We start from the raw sequence: 19,779 nt of genomic DNA, 5'->3' as shown, positions 1-19,779 counted from the left end.
ACGGCAGGGTCAAGCTTGACTTGCATTCTACTGCTGACCGGCAGGTCGGTAAGACAGCCCCCATATGTGTATAGCCCGTAAAAAACCCCAGCTTTTTATCACTTTACCGAACGATACAATCAATCTCATTTTCTTTTCAGAAAGGAAGATTGCAAATGCCATTTTCTTATGATGGTTTTCCGACTCTAGATGAAACCGATCTTATATACGGCCTTTGGAAAGAAAGATACAAGTACTGGAATACCGGGCCCTTTCGAAGCCTCAAGGGACAAAACACAATAGATTCCTATCATATTACTGATAACGAAATCGCAAGCGTAAGCGACCCAGAAAAAATATCATACAAGAACGACGAATTTATACAATACATATCTAATCATGAAAAATATAGTTCTATACAGTCAGTTAGGTCCGTAAATGGATATATAGGTTGGGTTTATGCAGAGCCGGAAATCGTATTGGGAAGAAAATGCAAAGCAGGGCTTGGATGGGCTAGCGAGAATGACATTCACGTCAATTTCGTATTAGATAAAATCGACATGAACGAAGTTGTTGACAAAACATCCGAAAGTTCGATGGCCAAGAGTTTTACTTCAAGAGAACTCCGTTACCTTTATAGAAACCGGAACAATGAAAAAATTCGTAATAACGTTCAGTTCTGGAATGAAGGCAAACCTGTGAAGCCTCCCTGGGAGACAGATCCTGAGACTTGGAGCAAGTACAAGCCCAAATCAGAAATGGCCAGCGCACAAGCAACGACTAAAGCTGCTTTAGAGATACAGCCCACTGCCACTAATCCTGCTGCTGCTACTGCTACCGCTACGGCCGAAGAAGTGACAACAATCGAAGAACTGGGCCTTGAAATATTAGGCTAACATTCTTCGAAACAATGGTCGGCCCGATGTATCAAGCCGGTAAAAATCCCAGTTTTTTGCCGTTCCCCTAGCCGGTAAATTAGGTCACCCTTAATGTTCAAAAAGGAAAAGCTATGCCATTTTTTTTTGATGCATTTCCGACCCTCAGGGATACTGATCTTATGTACGGCCTCGCGAACGTAAGGATGTCCTATCGGAAACTGGAGCCCTTTAAAATATTTAGTAGCCGTAACAATATAGACTCTTATCGTATTACTAATAAAGAGCTATCTTTTAAAACAGACCCGGAAAGTATATCATATAAAAACGAGGATTTTATACAATACATATCTGATCATGAAAAATATAGCTCTATACAATCCGATTTCTCCATGAAGGGGCCTTATGGGTGGGTTTATGAGCATGAATCACTCGTATTGGGAAGAAAATGCAAAGCTGGCCTTGGCTGGGCTAGCGAAAATGACATCCACGTCAATTTCGTATTAGATGACATCGATATGAAGCAAGTTGTCACAAAAGAAAAGACTGTCAGCTTCGATCTAATTGGTACGAAAGAAACGAGCATAACTTCAAGAGAACTCCGTTACCTTTATAGAAACCGGAACAATGAAAAAATTAGCAGCAATGTTCAATTCTGGAACAAAGGCAAGCCAGTAGAACCTCCGTGGGAGACAGATCCTGACACATGGAGTCTTTACAAGCCCAAATCAGAAATAACTGGCGCGCAGGCAACGACTAAAGCCGCTTTAGAAATACAGCCCACTGTCACTAATCCTGCTGCTGCTACTGCTACCGCTACGGCCGAAGAAATGACAACAATCGAAGAACTGGGCCTTGAAATGTTATAGTGCTACCTGAGCATTATCGAAATTATGAGCCCGGATAGTTTCGTAGTCCCTGCCCTAAGCGTCCGGTGCCCGATCCGATGCACAGTTTAGGCCACGTGCCATCTGCATAAAGGAAAAAGTTCAAAGCCAATCTTTGGCCTTGCTGTAGATTGGCAAAAACTCGATTGACAGGTTCAACCTTTGGGAAGGAAAAATTCACAGGTTTCAACAAACTAAAAATATCAAATATAGTGATCTTTTTGGAAGCGTCGGCTCCCGCATTATTACGGCGGAATCACTTAAATAAAACTTCTTATCAAAAGGCAATTTGAAATTATTTATAAAAAAATTTCAGAGAATAAATGGCAAATTTCTATTATTATCGAGAGCCCCCGCCCGATTATGCGGACCTATATACATTTGTCGGCGACGTAGAGAATACGATCATCATTATGTCTGCGGGGTCGGTCCAAAGCACTTTTCTAAGTGGTTTTTTAAGTAATTTGATGACTTTCGGTCCTGGGCCCACTCCAATTGATGCCGTCCAACATTTCGGGCTCGATTTTGGACTACAAAATATAGATTTTGCAGTTTATCCGAGCTCTTCCGGTAAAAATCCGACGGAGGAATTTTCATTTTTCGGATTTTCATTTGATGAAGAACCATCAAAAATAACGATAATACGGAATATTTTTGCCTCCCTTCATGAAATATCCAATGCACATAAGAAAAAACCCAAGCCGGTCCAGAAAAAGAGGCGGATGGCTAGACCACATCTAGAGGAGAAGCGTGCAATAACGGCTCGCAAACCGTTAAAATCCGCTTTGAAATTACCCGTAGAAGAAAAGGTCCAGCAGGCATCTTGGGTGAAGGCGGCAAAGGAGATTCAACCGGAAAAACCTTCCTACGAGCTCATAGCCGAAGAGGAAATACCGGAAATCATCGCGTTATAATTGCTGACAGGCGCTTAGCAAAACCAAGCTAAACCAGCCAGAATGTAAGCAGCCACAACCACTATCTATGTTTGTTTTCTAGGTTCTGCTTTTGGTAAGCCCTTCATTCAGAATGGCTTTTGGGCGGGGTCGTATTTTCCGCTTTTTGGGCAGGTGCCTGCAAGCTCGTCTGATCGTCGATCAAGCCTTTTTTCAGCTTTTCTTCGATTTTTGCCAGTTCTTCTGGCTCAGGTTTGCCAGCAATGGCATGGTTCCATTGGAATGTTGCCTCAAGTTGACGGCCCGCCCGCCAATATGCATCACCCAAATGGTCATTAATTGTTGGATCTTCTGGCCGAAGTTTGACTGCTTTTTCAAGCTCAGTGACGGCCTCATCAATGCGGTCTAGCTTGTAATAGGCCCAACCAAGAGAATCGACGATATAACCATCCTGCGGCCGTAGTTCTACAGCCTTGCGGATCATATCGAGTGCCTCTTCCAGATTGATACCCATATCTACCCAAGAATAGCCCAGATAGTTCAGCACCTGCGGTTGATTGGGGTAAAGCTCCAGCGCTTTCTTGAAATTTGGCTCGGCCTTATCCCATTCTTTCAGACGCTCATGGGCAATGCCCGCCTGATAAAAAAGCGGCCAATCCTTGCGCTCTGGCGTTTTTATCAGGGCAATTGCAGCGTCATACACTTTGGCCGCTTCGGCGAAATTTTTGCTTTGTGCGTAAACGCCACCTAGCGCCAGATAAGTGCGCATTTCAGTTTTATCCCGCTCAAGCAATTTTTCGAGCTGTGCGACCGCTTCGTCCGTCTCATCATTATCGGCGAGATTTAATGCGCGCTGCATTTCAGCATCGCGGCGATAGGGCGAGGTTTCTGGCACGAGACCATAATAAAAGATCGCTTTTTCCGGCTGGCGGAATTTCGCAGAAATATCCCCCAATTGATAAAGCGTTGCATCATCATCAGGCCGCAATGGCAGTGAGAGTTGCAGATAAAGCTTGGCAAAAGCTTCTGCACCGCCGCGATTAATGGCAGTGCCGAGCGTATAGAGCACTTCGGCTGCACCTTGCTGAGGGGTCTCAACGAGACGGGGAAGCTCCCGGCCCGCTTCAATCTGACGGCGCAATTCAGCAATGGTCAAGCGACCATTGAGCAATTCCTCTGCTTCTTTGAGCAGTTTAATTGCGCCTTCCTTGTCTCCCTGGCGTAATTTGAAAGAGGCATAGGCCATGATGATACGTTCATAGGTATCCGGCGCAGCACTCCCGCCCGGGCGGTCATCTACAGCCTGCTGGAATAAATTGCGCGCAGTCTGCTTATCGCCAAGAATGTCAGCGATCAGCGCGGCATTATAGGTGCGAAACAGCGCAAACCATTCCGGCCCTTCAATGGCACGAACATCTTCCAATGCCTTTTTCGGGTTGCCACGGCCAAGCTCGGTCCAGGCCTCCATCAAGGCGGTTGCCAACATATCCATTTCGGATTGTAAGGAGAGCATCAGCAACGGGCTGACTTTGGCATATTGTTTTTTGGAAATCGCGTCGATTGCCAATGCAACGCGTGAGAAGCGCTCAATTTCCGGAACGTCTCTTAGCTTTTCGGCGAGAGGAAGCGCATCTTCAAACCGGCCTTCGGTCAATAATGCGAGAAGCAGACTTTGTTGGACAGTTGAATTGTCGGGATCGTAAGAAAGGGCTTGCTGATAAAAATCGACCGCAGCGTCAAGATTGTTTTCGGTCTCGGCAGTGCGCGCCGCAAGATAGGCACCTGCAAATGAACCTGTACGCACTTGCGAAATGTCATCCGGCGCGGTCTTAGCTAAGGCTCCGTCAATTGGAAGCGCAACCCCCGCAAGAAGCGATAGCAGCAATCCAAAAACACGATAATGTTTCAACCCTTGCCGCATGAAGCCGATCCTCTTTCAGTTCCCAATATACGCCCCCATCATGCTTTGATCCACCTCAGCCCCGCTTTCAACTGGCTGCGAAAGCATGGCCTTTTTAGGATGGAAACACAAAAAAGCGGCGTGGCTGCCGCTTTTTTCAAAGGACTTAATTAACGCGGCTAATGCAGAAATCCACCACCTCAATCAATGCATCTTTATAAGCCGAATCCTCCAAGGGCGAGAGAGCATTGCGTGCCAACTCGCCAAAGTCGCGCGCGCGCTGCACCGTCTCGGCAATAGCCCCGTGACGGGACATAATTTCAATTGCCTTTTGCAAGGATGCATCGTCGCTTGCACCATCTTCAATGGCGTGTTTCCAGAAAGAACGCTCTTCCTCCGTGCCTTTACGATAGCTTAGGATAACAGGCAGAGTGATTTTTCCCTCACGGAAATCATCGCCGGTATTTTTGCCCAGATCCGTGGCCGAGCCACCATAATCTAGCGCATCATCAACCAGCTGGAAGGCCAGTCCAAGATATAGGCCATAATCGCGTAACGCTTCGCGGTCGGATTTTTTTGATCCTGCAACAATTGGGCCTACTTCGGCGGCGGCGGAAAACAATGCGGCGGTTTTAGCCTTAATGACAGCAAGATAATCATCCTCTGTCGTCTCCATATTCTTAGCTGCCGCAAGCTGCATGACCTCGCCTTCGGCGATCACCGAAGCGGAAGTTGCAAGCACGTCCAGCGCATCAAGAGATCCGACATCGACCATCATTTTGAAGGCCTGCCCCAGCAGGAAATCACCGACCAGAACGCTGGCCTGGTTACCCCAAATCATGCGGGCGGTGCTTTTGCCACGCCGCAAATCGCTCTCATCCACCACATCATCGTGCAAAAGAGTTGCGGTATGCATGAATTCAACTGCGGTTGCCAGACGCACATGGCTGTCGCCTTCGTAACCAAACATGCGTGCAGCTGCCAATGTCATCATTGGGCGCAATCTTTTGCCGCCTGAAGAAATCAGGTGATTGGCAACTTCAGGGATCATTTCGACATCAGAGCCGGCGCGTGCCAGGATCATCTCATTGACCCGACCCATATCGGCTTTGGTCAGGTCAACCAATGGCTGCACCGATCCTTCCCGTTTATCGTTCCCATCCAGTTTCAGCACCACACCCAACACATTTCTCCGAAGCTACGGCTTTCAGAGTCCAATCTCCAATCAGACCCTGATACATTACTCCCGGCATTCTCATGCATGCTTTTGACCGCATCGAATAGCCATATCACAATCCTCACCCTATTTTACCGGATGAGATTGCTCAAGCTGCTTATCATCCAATTGCGATGAAATCCCTCCAAAATTCCGCCGCCTGTTCATCATTGAAGGAAGCAGTTGTCAATGCGGTCTATTGGTTACACAGTGTCGAAATGATCGAACTTATGCGAACAAATGATTCCGTTTTGTTGTCAGTGGTTGAATCCTTGATGAAAGAAGCGGGAATCGTTTATTTCATTGCCGATGCCAATATGAGCGTCCTTGAGGGGTCGCTTGGCATTTTACCGCGTCGTTTTCTGGTTCAAGAAGATCGACTGGAAGAAGCTAAAGCCTATTTGATCGATGCAGGTCTGGAACACGAATTACGCAATGACGGGAAATAATACTGCCGATCCGGCCACAGAATGCCCGGCCACAGAATGCATCGAAGAAACGCTGGATGTATTTCATCGCGGCGCATTTCACCTCGTTCAGCCCGCTTTAAAAGGGCATCGCGCCGGCATTGATGCGATGATTTTAGCAAGCGCCGTTCCCGACGATTTTTCCGGACGTTTGGCAGATCTTGGCAGCGGGGCGGGAGCCGCTGGGCTTGCCGTTGCCGCGCGCTGCAAAATGTCGAAAGTGGTTTTGGTCGAACGGTCGAGCCTGATGGTGGAATTTGCGCGTAAAACTATCGCGCATCCGCTAAATTCTAAACTTTCTGCTCGCGTGGAGATTTTGGAAGCCGATGTCACTTTGAATGGCAAGCCGCGCAATGATGCTGGTTTAGTCGATCGCAGTTTCGATTTTGCCATTATGAATCCGCCTTTCAATGAGCCGAAAGATCGCTCGACCCCGGACCCACTCAAAGCGGAAGCACATGTCATGCCGGAGGGCATGTTCGAACAATGGTTGCGCACCGCTTCGGCGATCATCAAGCCCGGGGGCGGTGTTGGCATTATTGCCCGCCCGACATCTTTGCAGCAGATCCTCGCTGCTCTTGCCGGACGGTTTGGCGGGTTGAAGATCCTGCCCGTCCACCCTCGATCCGGCAGTCCCGCCATCCGCATCGTGGTTACCGGCACTCGGGGAAGCCGCGCGGCATTGTCTATGATGCCGCCGCTGGTTCTTCATTTTGATGAAGGACATGCATTTACGCCTCGGGCACATGCAATCAATAATGGACAGGCTTCGCTTTTTACGCCTTTTGGGTTGCGCTGACGGTACCAAGCCAATATGCCTTCTAATAATTTTCTTGCAAAACCTGGGTCCCAATCAAAATATTGAGAATGCAAATCGATGAACCATAGCGCGAAACCTATCCGTCCCGTATCAACCCTGCGTCAATTTATGGATAGCGAAGTTGCCGGTGGTATTGTTCTTATGGCTGCGGCAGTTCTGGCTCTGATCGTCGCCAACACACCTCTATCCGACGCTTATTTCGGTACTTTACAGTTTTATATCGGGCCTTTGACTGTCGGGCTGTGGATCAATGATGCCTTGATGGCGATTTTCTTCCTACTGGTGGGGCTGGAGATTAAGCGCGAATTTCTCACGGGCCAGCTTGCCACTTGGCCAAGCCGCATCCTGCCCGGTGTTGCGGCGACGGGAGGCGTAATCGTCCCAGCATTAATTTATATCGCATTTAACTTTCACGATCCGGAAAAGGTGCAAGGCTGGGCAGTTCCGTCTGCCACTGACATTGCCTTTGCTCTGGGTGTTTTGTCGCTGCTTGGCTCACGCGTGCCTTCAAGCCTTAAAATCTTTCTGGCCACTCTTGCGATTCTCGACGATTTGGCGGCAGTGGTTATCATCGCTATTTTCTATACGGCAGAGCTTTCAACGGGCTATTTAGCAGGTGCTGTTATAGCGGCGGGCGGATTGTTTATCCTAAACCGTATGGGCGTTTATAAGCTGCTACCCTATTTGATCGGCGGCGTTATTCTTTGGTACTTCGTTCTGAATTCTGGCGTTCACGCTACGGTTGCCGGCGTTGTGACGGCATTAATGATCCCGCTTCATACATCGTCAGAAAAAACAAACACTGATAATTCGCCTCTTTGCACGCTTGAACACGCGCTGGCCAAACCAGTTGCGTTTTTCGTTGTGCCGCTGTTCGGCTTTGCCAATGCTGGTATTTCGTTTGCGGGTATGAGCCCATCAATCATTTTCGATACATTGCCACTGGGTATTATGCTGGGCCTTTTCGTGGGCAAGCAGATCGGCGTATTCGGTGCTGCATGGCTTGCGATCAAGTCTGGCCTGGCACAAATGCCGCTCAATGCCAATTGGATGCAAATTTATGGCGTCGCTATATTGTGCGGAATTGGTTTTACCATGAGCATTTTTATAGGACTTTTGTCATTCCAGTCCGAATTGCTGCAAGCGGAAACCAAAATCGGTGTTTTGACCGGTTCCGGCCTTTCGGCAGTTTGTGGCTATTTGTTGCTAAGGTTTATTTCATCTACCAAAAAAAGCTAATCCTAATGCCCGGAATTTTTCCGGGCATTGTTCTTTTGTTGTCGGAAACAATATCTACATAACGCTTAGAAATTTTGCTGGAGGTCGCATTGTTCCGACACTTTAATCGCTTTATTCCGCGCCGTTTTCGTAATGTGGATTTGGAAATTCCGGTCGTGCGCCTACATGGCGCTATCATGTCTGGCGGATCATCTTTGCGCCCGGCGCTGTCGCTTGCATCGAGCGCGGAAGTTCTTGAGAAAGCATTCACCGATAAGTACTCGCCTGCTGTCGCGATTTCTCTCAATTCGCCGGGTGGTTCTCCGGTCCAATCACGTTTGATCTATAATCGCATTCGCGATCTGGCTTCCGAACATCAAAAACGGGTTTTTATTTTCGTTGAGGATGCTGCTGCATCTGGCGGATATATGATTGCTTTGGCTGGCGATGAGATTATCGCCGATGCGTCATCGATTATCGGTTCCATCGGGGTGGTTTCGGCGTCTTTTGGCTTTCCGGAATTGCTCAAAAAAATCGGCGTCGAACGCCGTGTCTACACAGCCGGACAAAATAAGGTAACGCTTGATCCATTTCAGCCGGCAAAAGAAGAGGACGTAGAGCGGATTAAATCCTTGCAGCTCGAAATCCATCAGATCTTTATCGATATGGTTCAAAACCGGCGGGGCGCGAAACTTGCCAATGATCCAGATCTTTTTACCGGGTTATTTTGGACCGGGCTGAAAGCCAAAGAGCTTGGGCTTATCGACAGTATCGGTGATATGCGGAGCTTTTTGCGCAAAATTTATGGCGAAAAACTTCGTCTTAAGCTTATCGAGCCCAAACGCAGCATGTTGGGTCGCAAAATTCCGGGTATCGAGTTAAGCCTCGGGAATAACAACGATAAAATGGCCGCCGCCTCGCTTGTTGCAGCTAATCTAGGTGAAGGTTTATTATCTGTTGCGGAAGAAAAAGCACTCTGGGCGCGATACGGACTTTGAATTTCATGCTTTGACCATGATATGCTGCCAAGAATGGTGAGCTATCACCTTAGATGACTGCACCCTCATAATCCTGGACAGGCAAGTTCGGGCTTATGTACAAGCCGAAGGACCAGGCTATGCCCCAGCTCATATTCCTGTTACTGATCCTCGCCGCCGCGTGGTACGGCTACCGCTCATTCAAACGTGAGGCAGTACGCGTTACCGAGCGTGTGCGCCGGGCGGAAAAGGAAGCGCGTAACCGTGCACATGGTACATTGGTTCAAGATCCTAAGACCGGCGAATATTACGTCAAAAACGACTAAGGCAGATCTGCCGCATGTTATTTTCTGTCCCGGATTCAGCGGCCGCGCATAAAGAAAGCGTGGGCGGGAATTCCGTAACACGCTTCGCGCCAGCAAAAATCAACCTTGCCCTCCATGTGACAGGACGGCGAGAGGATGGCTATCATCTGCTTGATATGCTTGTGGCTTTTGGCGATGTGGGAGATTTCATTCATATATCGATAGGTGAAAATGACCATTTTCACGTCAGCGGCCCATTTTCAAAAGCCGTTCCGTTGGACGGTCGCAATCTCGTGCTCAAAGCGCGTGATAGGCTGAAAGATACCGTCAAACGGGAGCTGCCGCCTGTCAGCATTCATCTTGAAAAAAACCTTCCGATTGCTTCTGGCATCGGTGGAGGTTCAAGCGATGCTGCCGCCACTTTGCTGGCTCTTAATGATCTTTGGGGTTTGAATTTAAGTTTTAACGAAGTTGCAGCCCTTGGTCTTTCACTGGGTGCAGACTTGCCGATGTGCCTTCATGGCGCAAATTTCGGCACTCCTCTTATTGCAAGAGGTGTCGGAGAAAAGCTTCACACCATATCGGGCATGCCCACGCTTCCCTTAGTACTTATCAATGACGGCACTGCGCTTTCTACGCCGCAAGTTTTTGCAGCAATAAACAAGCGGGATAATCCGCCGCTCCCCGCCCCCAAAATTGATTCGTTTGATTGCCTGCGCAGCTATTTGCCCACAACTCGGAATGACCTTCTGCAACCTGCGTTAAGCCTTGCGCCCAATATTGCTCAAAAGCTTGAATTGCTTCGATCCTATGATGCAATTTTTGCACAAATGTCAGGGTCTGGCGCGACCTGTTTTGCGGTTTTTTCTGATCAGAAAAGCGCGGTTCAAGCCGCGAGAGAAATTCGCTCGGCTCACCCTGATTGGTTTATCACCGCCACTCAGACGGGCGCTTCAATCAGCTAGCACCACTTGCTATATTCGCTGCTCCGAGGGTCTAATACGGCAATTAGATGACAATGGGCAAGCGCACCGATTTTAATTGAGCTGGTGCTTTTTCGAGATCAGCCGCATTGTTTAATATGGGGCGCAGCATCTCAAGCGGCGCCAGCAATCCTGCCTCCAGCCCCGGTTTGCGGCTAAAAAGCCGGCCCAACCAAGGCCATCCTTTTTCCTTGGCAAGTGAAAAGCGGGCGGGCGATTGGCTTTCCTCCATATGTTTTCGCGCAATAGCCTCCCAACCTTCGGGCAAAATCGCACCCGGTTGGAGCAATAAAAGCCAGCCAGTCGAAATACCTTCAAGTGCCTCCTCGAACTTCGTTTCCGGAAACACGTCGCACCCCATTTGCTCAGCCACCATTAATGACTGATCTTGCGAGCCCGCATCAATCACGATCACTCGCCGCAATACACCATCAATCACAGCAGGCACCAAAGCGGCCAAGCTGCTCGCTAATCCTTCCGCTGAATTATGGGTGTGGAGCACAATAGATAACATGCATCCATTCTAACGCATTCCTCTTAACTGAAGGTTTCTCAAAATTGTTCTTGTTTTGTTCCAAGCTATTTGCTACGAATAAGTATAAACAAGAGAGAGACGACCATGGACATTATCCAGCAGGCGGACGAAATAGCATTTGGCTCAGGCCGTGCAGAACAGGCTAATACGCTTATCGGCGAAGCGGGTTTGCGTATCGATCATGCGCGGCGGCGAGGACGTGGCGCGGGGATCAATCCGTCAGGCCGGTTTGAGCCGACTACCCGGCATGAATTTGATGATGGCTGGACCAGTCTTGAAGAGCTTCCGCCGTTTAAGACAGAAGTTCAGATCGAAAAGCCGCGCAGCATTATCACCCGTAATGATTCTCCCGATATTAGTTTCGACCGTTCGGTCAATCCTTATCGCGGGTGTGAGCATGGGTGTATTTATTGTTTCGCGCGCCCCAGCCATAGTTATATGGGCCTTTCGGCTGGGCTGGATTTTGAAGCGCGTTTATTTGCCAAGCCGGATGCTCCGCGCCTATTGGAACGTGAGCTTGCCAAGCCAAATTATCAGCCAAAAACAATTGCGATTGGCACCAATACGGATCCTTATCAGCCGATTGAGAAGAAATGGCGTATTATGCGTGAAATTCTCGAAGTGCTGGAGACAGCCAATCATCCGGTAGGAATTGTTACCAAATCGGCGCTAGTTGTGCGGGACATTGATATATTAACCCGCATGGCGGAAAAGGGATTAGCAAAAGTCGCGATTTCGGTAACGACGCTTGATGCAAAGCTAGCGCGCAGCATGGAGCCACGCGCATCAACCCCGACATTGCGCCTTCAAACAATTCGCAAATTGACCGATGCGGGCATTCCCACCAATGTGATGATGGGTCCGGTCATTCCTGGCATTAATGATCACGAAATCGAACGCATTCTTGATGCGGCTTTCGCGCAGGGCGCGCGCGAGGCGGGTTATGTGTTGCTTCGGCTGCCGCTGGAAGTTGCGCCCCTGTTTAAAGATTGGCTATTGCGCAATTATCCTGATCGATACCGCCACGTTATGTCCTTGGTGCGCTCCATGCGCGACGGTAAGGATTACGATAGCGATTGGGGCAAACGTATGCGCGGAACCGGTCCTTATGCCTGGCAGATTGGCCGCCGCTTTGAGATTACCGCCCGCAAGCTGGGATTTAACAAAAAGCGGTTGCGGCTGCGCACAGATTTGTTTTCACCAGTTGAAAAAGGGGGAAAGCAGCTTTCTCTTTTCTAAGAGAAACTTGCATGAAATGACAGTTGCAACGTTCCTTTGCACCTGATTTTTCTTGCAGGCGCGAATTTTCCTTTCACTCCTTGTGATTTCTCTTTTAGGGCTCCTGTTTAAATCGCTGCATACCTCTGGCAGGAGCCTTGCGGAGAATCGGAAGCAATGTAACCATGGCTAACCATGACTCAATCTGCTTCTGATTCTCCGCTTCTATTTGATCTGCCTGTTGCTCCCGATTTTTCGGAAGAGAAAAAGCTTTTGGCGAGTGGGCTACGCTATATTGCCGGAATAGATGAGGCAGGACGGGGTCCGCTTGCAGGCCCGGTGGTCGCCGCTGCGGTGGTGCTAAATTCCGATGATCTGCCAGAAGGGCTAGATGATTCCAAACGTCTGACCTCCGCCCGCCGCCAAACGCTTTACGAGATCATTCTAGCGAAAGCGGTTACGGTTTCAGTTGCGAGCGTAAGCGCACGCAGCATTGATAGGAGCGATATTCGCAAAGCAGCGCTGGAAGCAATGCGTCGGGCTTCTGTTGGTTTAACGCTTAAACCGTGCCAAGCATTAATCGACGGACGAGATATCCCTCCCGGCCTTCCCTGCCCCGGTCGTGCGCTGGTTAAAGGCGATCAGCGATCAATTTCCATAGCGGCTGCTTCTATCGTTGCCAAAGTTACCCGTGACCGCATGATGATCCGCGCTGGCCTTGCGCTGCCGCTCTATGGGCTTGAAACTCATGCCGGCTACGGAACAGTAAAACATCGCACTGCTATTGAAAATTCTGGTCCAATCCCCGGCCTACATCGCTATTCATTTTCCCCTCTTAAAGAACGTTACAAAGCCTAGCTTCTGCGCTGCTTTCTTATTTCGCTCGGGCTTTTATAGCCAATGCGCTTGCTGACCTTATGGCTTAACAATCGGCGCTGTTCTCCCATTCCGCCGTAGGCGAGAGAGTAACAACGCCTGCGGGGTAAACAGCATTGATCGTCCCTTCGCTAAGGCGCGGTTTCTGTTCCTGCCCGCTCCTCTGTCCCTGCCCGCTCCTCTGTCGCGAGCAGCTATTTAGCTTTGCATTCGATCAGCGAGCGCACGATCTCAAGCGGTTTCAAATTTAAGTTAAAATAAAAACGCCGTGCAAAGCACGGCGTTTAAACCAATCCAGTCAAAACCTATTCAGGAAAATTCAACTCAGTTAAGGTTGCTTTTGACCTGAACCAGCGCGTCTTTGAACAGATTCTCAGAAAGAGGCCCGTCCATTTTATCGGCCATGATCTTGCCTGCCGCCGCAACTGCAATGTCTACGGCCGAAGAACGCACAGCATTTATCGCATCCGTTTCAGCAGTAGCAATTTTTTGCTCCGCCAGCTTGTTACGACGAGCGACATATTCTTCGGTGGAGCGCTTGGCTTCTTCAAGAAGAGCTTTTGCTTCACGCTCGGCAGCAGCGACGATGTCGCTTGCTTCTTTTTCAGCTTCCTTGCGCTTGCGGTGATATTCCGCAAGGAGCTGCTGAGCCTCTTCGCGTAATGTGCGCGCTTCTTCCAGTTCCTTACGAATATTGTCAGCACGCTGATCCAGCGAACGGCCAATAGCGCCGGGTACTTTCAGATAAACGATCAGGGCAATGAACAGGACGAGAGCAACTGTGGCCCAAAATGTAGAGTCCATGATCTTCTCCTCAGGCGTTCGTTGCCTTGACAGCCGCCGCAATGGTGGGCTTGTCGGCAGGCGTGCCCAAAAGCTGTTCTACAATAACGGCCGTGGTTTCTTCGGCAATTACACCCACATCATTCATGGCTTTTGCCTTGATTGCTGCGATACGCTCTTCCGCTTCTTTCAGCCGGTTTTCCAGAGCAGCCTCAGCTGTCGCACGTTCAGCTTCAGCTTCGCTTTTACCCTTGGCACGGGCTGTTTCAGCAATATCCGATGCTTTTGCACGAGCAGAGGCAAGCTCCTGCTCATAGGCAGCAATGGCATTATCAGCATCCTGTTTCAGGCGGGCAGCCTGTTCCAGATCCTGAGCAATACGATCACGACGGGTTTCAATCACACCGCCGATGCGTGGCAACACCACGCGCGACAGGAACAGATAGAAAAGTCCAAAAGTGATCGCGAGCCAAAGAACCTGCGATGCGTAATGGGTTGAATCAAACGGAGGAAATACGCCGCTGCCGTGCCCGGCCTCATGCGCAACCCCGGTTTCGGTGTGCAACTCACCCGTTGCAGAGCCTTGCTCTTCAAGCGGTTGAGATTCTGTGGCTGTTTGGGCAAACGCCGTGGACACGAACATCCAGTTTTCCCCTTCAATTCGGCATGAATGCGGCCGATCAGAGAGGGATTAAACCGGCCAATAGACCGAAATTCCCGCGATGACGGCTCCCGCTTTAGGGATCATGCCTTACTCAGACGTCTTAAGCAAAGGCCAGCCGCGTATGCATCAAATAGCTAGATGCTGCGCGGCAGGCCAGTTTCTCACTACCGTATTATACGGCGAAGAGGAGCAGAAGCGCGATGAGCAGCGAGAAGATGCCCAGAGCTTCTGTAACAGCGAAACCGAACACCAGACGGCCAAACTGGCTGTCAGCGGCGGATGGGTTGCGCAGAGCGCCGGAGAGATAGCTTGCGAAGATATTGCCAAGGCCGAGAGCCGTACCGGCCATACCGAAACAGGCGAGACCGGCGCCGATGAACTTTGCTGCTTCCGCTTCCATGTTAAGCTCCTTCTGGATTAAAAAATAAGTGCGGATTTCAGATCTGGCGGTCGCCCGCCGGTTAGAACTCAATGTCCCGGATGTACTGCGTCGTTGATGTACATGCAGGTGAGAACGGTAAAGACATATGCCTGAAGAAACGCCACCAGGAACTCAAGCGCGGTAATTGCAACCGTCATGAGAAGTGGCAGAACGGCACCGCCGATTCCCCAGATATTGCCAATGGCAGCAAGCGACACAACGAAGCCCGCGAAAACTTTCAGCGTGATGTGACCGGCAAGCATATTGGCAAAAAGACGAACCGAAAGGCTGATCGGACGCGACAGAAATGAAATCACTTCAATCGCGACAACCAGCGGCACAATGATGCCAGGCACGCCTTGAGGCACGAATAGTTTCAAGAAGCCAAGACCATGCTTGTAGAAACCGTATATTACGACCGTACCGATTACGAGAACCGACAGAGCAAAGGTAACGATGATCTGGCTTGTGACGGTATAGAAATACGGGAAAAGACCAAGAAAGTTTGCAATCAGAACAAACATAAACAGCGAGAAAACAAAGGGGAAAAACTTCATACCCTTTGCGCCCGCCGAATCTCTCAGACTATTGGCTACGAATTCGTAAGCCATTTCAGAAACCGACTGCATGCGCGTCGGAATCACACCGCGGCTTGACGATGTAAAATAAAGAAAGCCCGAAGCAAGCACCACAGTCGCAACCATAAATGCCGACACATTCGTGAACGACAGGTCAAGACCACCTACATCGATCGGAATCAACCGGGAAACCTGGAACTGATGGATCGGATCGTTCGCCACCTTAACCTCGTCTGTCGTCCCTGCCCTAAGGCGTTTCTGTTTTGGACAAATGTCCTGTTATTTCAACAAGCCGTAAGCGAACATATATCAAGGCCCGCCACGAGCTATTTCTTGTTTTGCTCACTTCTATCAGACTTAATATTGCCGTTTTCGGCAATATATCCTGAAGCGCGCAACACATTGAGGGTGCCAGCCGCAAACCCCAGCAGGAGGAAGACAATCAACCCCCAAGGCGACGTACCAGCAAAGCGATCAAGAAACCAGCCAATCAGCGCGCCGACCACGATTCCAGCAATAAATTCACTGGATAACTTCATGGCTTGCGCAACCGAACCGCTGGTCGCAGATCGCTCTTCCTCGGAAGCTGGCGGCTTCAGAGCGCCCCGCTTGACCAATTCGGTCTCAAGACGGCTCAAACGCTGATCCAGCTCCCCGGAGACAGGTTGATTGCCCGCATTCTTCCCGGCACCGGATGGCTTTTCGGGTTCTTTCCCGCGCGCCATTGGCAGCTCCTTTTCGTAAGAAATGCGAGGGGATCAACCCCATCTCCAAGTTGCGCGCAACATATTGACACAGTGGCCGCTAGTCAAGGCGCTCAATCAATTGCGTCGAAAGGTTTTTTCCTAATCAAAATCATAAACTTAACCCATGGTGCGACTCATTATCCAACTAAAGTAATTCAGAGATCACACTATGGGAGCGCAAATGCGAAACGAATCCATGCAATTTTACTCATAGATTCACCATCCGATCGCAAAAATATCGCACGGGGTCATATAATTTTTCGGGCTTTAAGCTCAGCTCCAACCGCCACCTTTAGTGCGGTAGAAAATATGTAAGCCGATTTTAGCAACTTTTTTCATAGTTGGTGCCCAGAAGGGGCGCACATATGTCGCATGATAATGGGTGGAAGATCCGACATCGGGCAACCAGATCAGCCCTGCGGTCACGGTTTTGGCAACCTGTTTTGCAAGACGCCATTGTGCAGGCTCGGTAATACGGTGTTTTTGCCCATCGCATGCAAATGAGAATTGGCAAGCATTTCGCATGTGGCGGTTTTGATAAACCGTTTCACAGATCGTATTGGGATAGGCCGGGTTGCGTACGCGATTGAGCACGACTTGCGCAACCGCTACTTGACCTTTCACACTCTCGCCACGCGCTTCGTAATAAACCGCTTCAGCCAAGCATTTTTGTTGCTTTTCGCTAAAAGCACCCGGCGGCAATGGTATCGCGGCCCAGTCATGATCATCTTCCCGAATGGGCGGGACAAATCGTCCAGCATCGGCTTCTGGCACAAGAATCGCCTCAAAGGGTGATGTTTTCCCATAATCGGGCGCAACAGGCGCATAGCCCAGCGCCAAAACATCCGGCTGAGGATTATTGACCAGTTTTGCCAGTTGCACTGGCAGGTCCGGCTTGAGCGTTGGCTTTCTGATCGCATGAAACGCCATCGCAATCTGAATTTCCTTGCCCTCAATTTCCGACTTGGTGAAAGCCATAACCGTATCGGTTTTTTCCTGCGGATGGCTAATCATGCTGATCTTTTCAAACATGCTGCCAGCACTGAATGCACGCGCTGGCGCCTTTGGCTTTACCGATACAAGACGGCTGGTTTTATCTGCCCGATTAATGCGATTTTCATCCGGATTGGGGTCATCAACACCAAGTTTTGCGGTTTTGCGGCCGCTAGAAAGTGCGACACGACCAATGCCGGGAACTTCTATTCCAGCGGTATTGATACTTCCCGTCACCGTTGTGGCATCAACAAACGGCATTTCTGCCTGATGGAGCGAGCCGATAGGCGCTTTGGCTACATAGGCTGTCCAACGCGGGCCTTTGACGTCTACGGAAGGCACCAGACTTGCCATGTCCTGAAAAGCCACATTGCCGAAAGAGGAAAAGCAGAAAGCGACAGCCATGAGCAGCGGGAGCAACCGGTGCTTGCGGCGGAACTGTTTCGGCTTGGCGCGCACCGCATAATAGCGACCATCTGCCGGGCAATAGCCCGTGACAGGATAATGCCACACCGGCTCAGTATGTGCTTTTGATAGGCAGAACAGCCTTCTTAACCATACAAGGCGCACCGGAAACTCCACTCACAACAAGCTTACTCAACGGGCTTGATAATGGAGTATTAACCTTGATGCTTCGTTAACAAGATTGTGTTTACTATTTGAAAAGATTGATTAATTTTTAATTAATGCTTCACTTGTAAAGCTTCATCCATCATTGATATTACTGCATTAATTTGCTGTGGCTGATCGGCACAAACAAACCAAAAGCGTGCAGCCGAATTGGCTCGATAAATTTTTCAATGAGTTTTTTAGCCCGGCGCGGAAAGTCCGCGCTCCGGGTTCTAAAAATCGTTTCGTGTTGTGCGAATATGTGGTCGCCAGAGAGTGATCAACGCCCGAACGAAAAGCAACCAAAGCCGAATTTGATCGCACCGATCTGGCGGATGATAGCAAAAAGCCCGGGCGGACCGGGCTTTCATTTATCTTCGCTTTTTTGCGCGACCCGCATAGGGGTTGTCGGATGTTCGCAGCGACAGACGGATAGGCACACCCGGCATGTCAAAGCTTTCACGCAATCCGTTGATGAGATAACGGACATAGGATTGCGGCATGACATCGGGGCGCGAGCAGGAAACCACAAAGCCCGGCGGGCGGGTTTTAACCTGCGTCATATATTTGACCTTCAGGCGACGGCCAGAAACTGCTGGTGGTGGCTGCTGTGCGACCATCTCTTCCAGCCAGCGATTGAGCCTGCCAGTTGAAATGCGGCGGTTCGAAATTTCGTGGGTTTTGACCACGTTTTCCATCAATTTATCGAGACCTTGGCCGCGCTCGCCAGAAATTGGCACAGCGCGCAGTCCTCGCACCTGAGGCAGGAGGCGAGCGGTTTTCTCGTAAAGATCTTCCAATACCGCTTGGCGATCTTCGATCAGGTCCCATTTATTGAATGCAATAACCGGCGCCCGACCTTCTCGAATGATCAGATCCGCAATCTGCAAATCCTGCTTTTCAAAAGGAATCGTCGCATCAAGAACAATGATAACCACTTCGGCAAAGCGAATAGCGCGCAAGCCATCGGCGACAGAAAGTTTTTCAAGCTTTTCCTGAACGCGAGATTTGCGGCGCAGCCCAGCCGTATCAAAAAGCTTGATTTTACGGCCGCGCCATTCCCAATCCACCGAAATGGAGTCCCGCGTTATGCCTGCTTCGGGGCCAGTCAAAAGCCGGTCCTCACCAAGCATGGTGTTGATCATTGTCGATTTGCCCGCATTAGGCCGTCCGACAATTGCAATACGCAAAGGCTTGGTTGCGTCATAAGCGGGGATGATTTCCTCATCCGGGTCTTCAATATCCTCGCCAACTAATTGGCCAGTTGCGGCACGGGCAAAGGCTGCTTCCGTCTCTTTCTTTTCGCGCTCATGGGCAAAAACGCGTTCCTCGCCCAAAAGCTCGACCACCGCATCTCGCAAGTCCGGCATGCCCTGGCCGTGCTCCGCAGAGATTGGGCAAGGCTCGCCAAGTCCGAGCTGAAACGCATCATACATGCCGCTTTGTGCGTCACGAGCTTCGGCCTTATTGGCCACGAGCACGACTGGCCTGCCAGAACGGCGTACCAGTTCCGCAAAAGTAGCATCAGCTGGCGTTACTCCGGCTTTGGCATCAATCACGAACAAAATGGCGTCGGCTTCCTGAATGGCCATTTCTGTCTGGGCACGCATGCGCGCTTCCAGACTGTCATTGGCAGCATCTTCCAAACCAGCCGTATCGATCACATCGAATTCAAGATCATAAAGTTTGGCGGCATGGATGCGCCGGTCGCGTGTGACGCCCGGCAGGTCATCCACCAATGCCAGCTTGCGGCCGACGAGACGGTTGAACAGCGTAGACTTGCCGACATTAGGACGCCCGACTATGGCGAGAGTGAAACTCATTGAACACCCATAG

21 protein-coding genes are annotated in these 19,779 nt (G+C 50.0%); 11 read left to right on the top strand and 10 right to left on the bottom strand.

All coding sequences use genetic code 11. The features are described 5' to 3' along the window. Positions 1 to 155 precede the first annotated feature (155 nt). The 3 genes from C7374_RS02790 to C7374_RS02780 all read left to right on the top strand — a co-directional run bounded on the left by C7374_RS02790 (position 156) and on the right by C7374_RS02780 (position 2,655). Positions 156 to 875 carry a hypothetical protein gene (locus C7374_RS02790; protein WP_111574066.1) on the top strand — a complete coding sequence of 240 codons (720 nt, stop codon included), beginning with the start codon at positions 156 to 158 and terminating at the stop codon, positions 873 to 875. Between the two features lie 113 nt (positions 876 to 988). After that, entirely contained in the window at positions 989 to 1,723 is a 735-nt protein-coding gene (locus tag C7374_RS02785) for a hypothetical protein (protein ID WP_111574065.1), read from the top strand. A gap of 341 nt (positions 1,724 to 2,064) precedes the next feature. Continuing rightward, positions 2,065 to 2,655, top strand: coding sequence for a hypothetical protein (locus C7374_RS02780; protein ID WP_111574064.1), 591 nt, complete (start codon positions 2,065 to 2,067; stop codon positions 2,653 to 2,655). A gap of 103 nt (positions 2,656 to 2,758) precedes the next feature. On the opposite strand, the gene C7374_RS02775 is transcribed toward C7374_RS02780, so the two are convergent. Beyond that, positions 2,759 to 4,555, bottom strand: coding sequence for a tetratricopeptide repeat protein (locus tag C7374_RS02775; RefSeq protein ID WP_111574063.1), 1,797 nt, complete (start codon positions 4,553 to 4,555; stop codon positions 2,759 to 2,761). A gap of 145 nt (positions 4,556 to 4,700) precedes the next feature. After that, positions 4,701 to 5,717 carry a polyprenyl synthetase family protein gene (locus tag C7374_RS02770; RefSeq protein WP_111574062.1) on the bottom strand — a complete coding sequence of 339 codons (1,017 nt, stop codon included), beginning with the start codon at positions 5,715 to 5,717 and terminating at the stop codon, positions 4,701 to 4,703. A gap of 251 nt (positions 5,718 to 5,968) precedes the next feature. On the opposite strand from C7374_RS02770, the gene C7374_RS02765 reads away from it, so the two are divergent. The 6 genes from C7374_RS02765 (at position 5,969) to C7374_RS02740 (ending at position 10,502) form a co-directional block, all read left to right on the top strand. Next, positions 5,969 to 6,199 (top strand): putative signal transducing protein, encoded by a 231-nt coding sequence (locus C7374_RS02765; protein ID WP_111574259.1) that lies wholly within the window; start codon positions 5,969 to 5,971, stop codon positions 6,197 to 6,199. After that, the gene (locus tag C7374_RS02760) at positions 6,186 to 7,016 is read left to right on the top strand and encodes a tRNA1(Val) (adenine(37)-N6)-methyltransferase (protein ID WP_111574061.1); all 831 of its coding nucleotides are present in this window, start codon (positions 6,186 to 6,188) and stop codon (positions 7,014 to 7,016) included. The genes C7374_RS02765 and C7374_RS02760 overlap by 14 nt, the downstream gene beginning before the upstream one ends. Before the next feature lie 78 nt (positions 7,017 to 7,094). Beyond that, positions 7,095 to 8,276 carry a Na+/H+ antiporter NhaA gene (nhaA, locus tag C7374_RS02755; RefSeq protein ID WP_111574060.1) on the top strand — a complete coding sequence of 394 codons (1,182 nt, stop codon included), beginning with the start codon at positions 7,095 to 7,097 and terminating at the stop codon, positions 8,274 to 8,276. An 89-nt stretch (positions 8,277 to 8,365) separates the two neighbouring features. Next, positions 8,366 to 9,253, top strand: coding sequence for a S49 family peptidase (locus tag C7374_RS02750; RefSeq protein WP_111574059.1), 888 nt, complete (start codon positions 8,366 to 8,368; stop codon positions 9,251 to 9,253). A 119-nt stretch (positions 9,254 to 9,372) separates the two neighbouring features. Next, on the top strand, positions 9,373 to 9,558 hold the full coding sequence (locus C7374_RS02745) for a hypothetical protein (RefSeq protein ID WP_111574258.1): 186 nt from the start codon (positions 9,373 to 9,375) through the stop codon (positions 9,556 to 9,558). A gap of 14 nt (positions 9,559 to 9,572) precedes the next feature. After that, complete coding sequence (locus C7374_RS02740) at positions 9,573 to 10,502, top strand: 4-(cytidine 5'-diphospho)-2-C-methyl-D-erythritol kinase (RefSeq protein ID WP_111574058.1); 930 nt, start codon at positions 9,573 to 9,575, stop codon at positions 10,500 to 10,502. 43 nt (positions 10,503 to 10,545) lie between these two features. Here C7374_RS02740 and C7374_RS02735 read toward each other — a convergent pair whose 3' ends face one another. After that, positions 10,546 to 11,034, bottom strand: a complete 489-nt coding sequence (locus C7374_RS02735) for a glycosyltransferase family protein (protein WP_111574057.1) — start codon at positions 11,032 to 11,034, stop codon at positions 10,546 to 10,548. A 105-nt stretch (positions 11,035 to 11,139) separates the two neighbouring features. Here C7374_RS02735 and C7374_RS02730 point away from each other — a divergent pair, with 105 nt between their 5' ends. Beyond that, complete coding sequence (locus C7374_RS02730) at positions 11,140 to 12,294, top strand: PA0069 family radical SAM protein (RefSeq protein ID WP_111574056.1); 1,155 nt, start codon at positions 11,140 to 11,142, stop codon at positions 12,292 to 12,294. Positions 12,295 to 12,468: 174 nt separating this feature from the next. Further along, complete coding sequence (locus C7374_RS02725; protein WP_111574055.1) at positions 12,469 to 13,131, top strand: ribonuclease HII; 663 nt, start codon at positions 12,469 to 12,471, stop codon at positions 13,129 to 13,131. Between the two features lie 342 nt (positions 13,132 to 13,473). Here C7374_RS02725 and C7374_RS02720 read toward each other — a convergent pair whose 3' ends face one another. From C7374_RS02720 to der, 7 genes are all read right to left on the bottom strand, one after another. Then, the gene (locus tag C7374_RS02720; protein ID WP_111574054.1) at positions 13,474 to 13,953 is read right to left on the bottom strand and encodes a F0F1 ATP synthase subunit B; all 480 of its coding nucleotides are present in this window, start codon (positions 13,951 to 13,953) and stop codon (positions 13,474 to 13,476) included. 10 nt (positions 13,954 to 13,963) lie between these two features. Further along, on the bottom strand, positions 13,964 to 14,575 hold the full coding sequence (locus C7374_RS02715; RefSeq protein ID WP_111574053.1) for a F0F1 ATP synthase subunit B: 612 nt from the start codon (positions 14,573 to 14,575) through the stop codon (positions 13,964 to 13,966). 193 nt (positions 14,576 to 14,768) lie between these two features. Beyond that, complete coding sequence (locus tag C7374_RS02710; protein WP_111574052.1) at positions 14,769 to 14,996, bottom strand: F0F1 ATP synthase subunit C; 228 nt, start codon at positions 14,994 to 14,996, stop codon at positions 14,769 to 14,771. 68 nt (positions 14,997 to 15,064) lie between these two features. Next, positions 15,065 to 15,817, bottom strand: coding sequence for a F0F1 ATP synthase subunit A (locus C7374_RS02705; protein ID WP_111574051.1), 753 nt, complete (start codon positions 15,815 to 15,817; stop codon positions 15,065 to 15,067). Positions 15,818 to 15,921: 104 nt separating this feature from the next. Continuing rightward, positions 15,922 to 16,320 (bottom strand): AtpZ/AtpI family protein, encoded by a 399-nt coding sequence (locus tag C7374_RS02700; RefSeq protein WP_111574050.1) that lies wholly within the window; start codon positions 16,318 to 16,320, stop codon positions 15,922 to 15,924. A gap of 294 nt (positions 16,321 to 16,614) precedes the next feature. Beyond that, the gene (locus C7374_RS02695) at positions 16,615 to 17,904 is read right to left on the bottom strand and encodes a cell wall hydrolase (RefSeq protein ID WP_111574049.1); all 1,290 of its coding nucleotides are present in this window, start codon (positions 17,902 to 17,904) and stop codon (positions 16,615 to 16,617) included. A 410-nt stretch (positions 17,905 to 18,314) separates the two neighbouring features. Continuing rightward, a complete protein-coding gene (der, locus tag C7374_RS02690) occupies positions 18,315 to 19,766 on the bottom strand; it encodes a ribosome biogenesis GTPase Der (protein ID WP_111574048.1) in 1,452 nt (483 codons plus the stop codon). Positions 19,767 to 19,779 lie beyond the last annotated feature (13 nt).

Source organism: Falsochrobactrum ovis (assembly GCF_003259955.1).
Classification (GTDB): Bacteria; Pseudomonadota; Alphaproteobacteria; order Rhizobiales; family Rhizobiaceae; genus Brucella; species Brucella ovis_A.
This window is presented reverse-complemented; position numbering and strand designations above follow the sequence as displayed.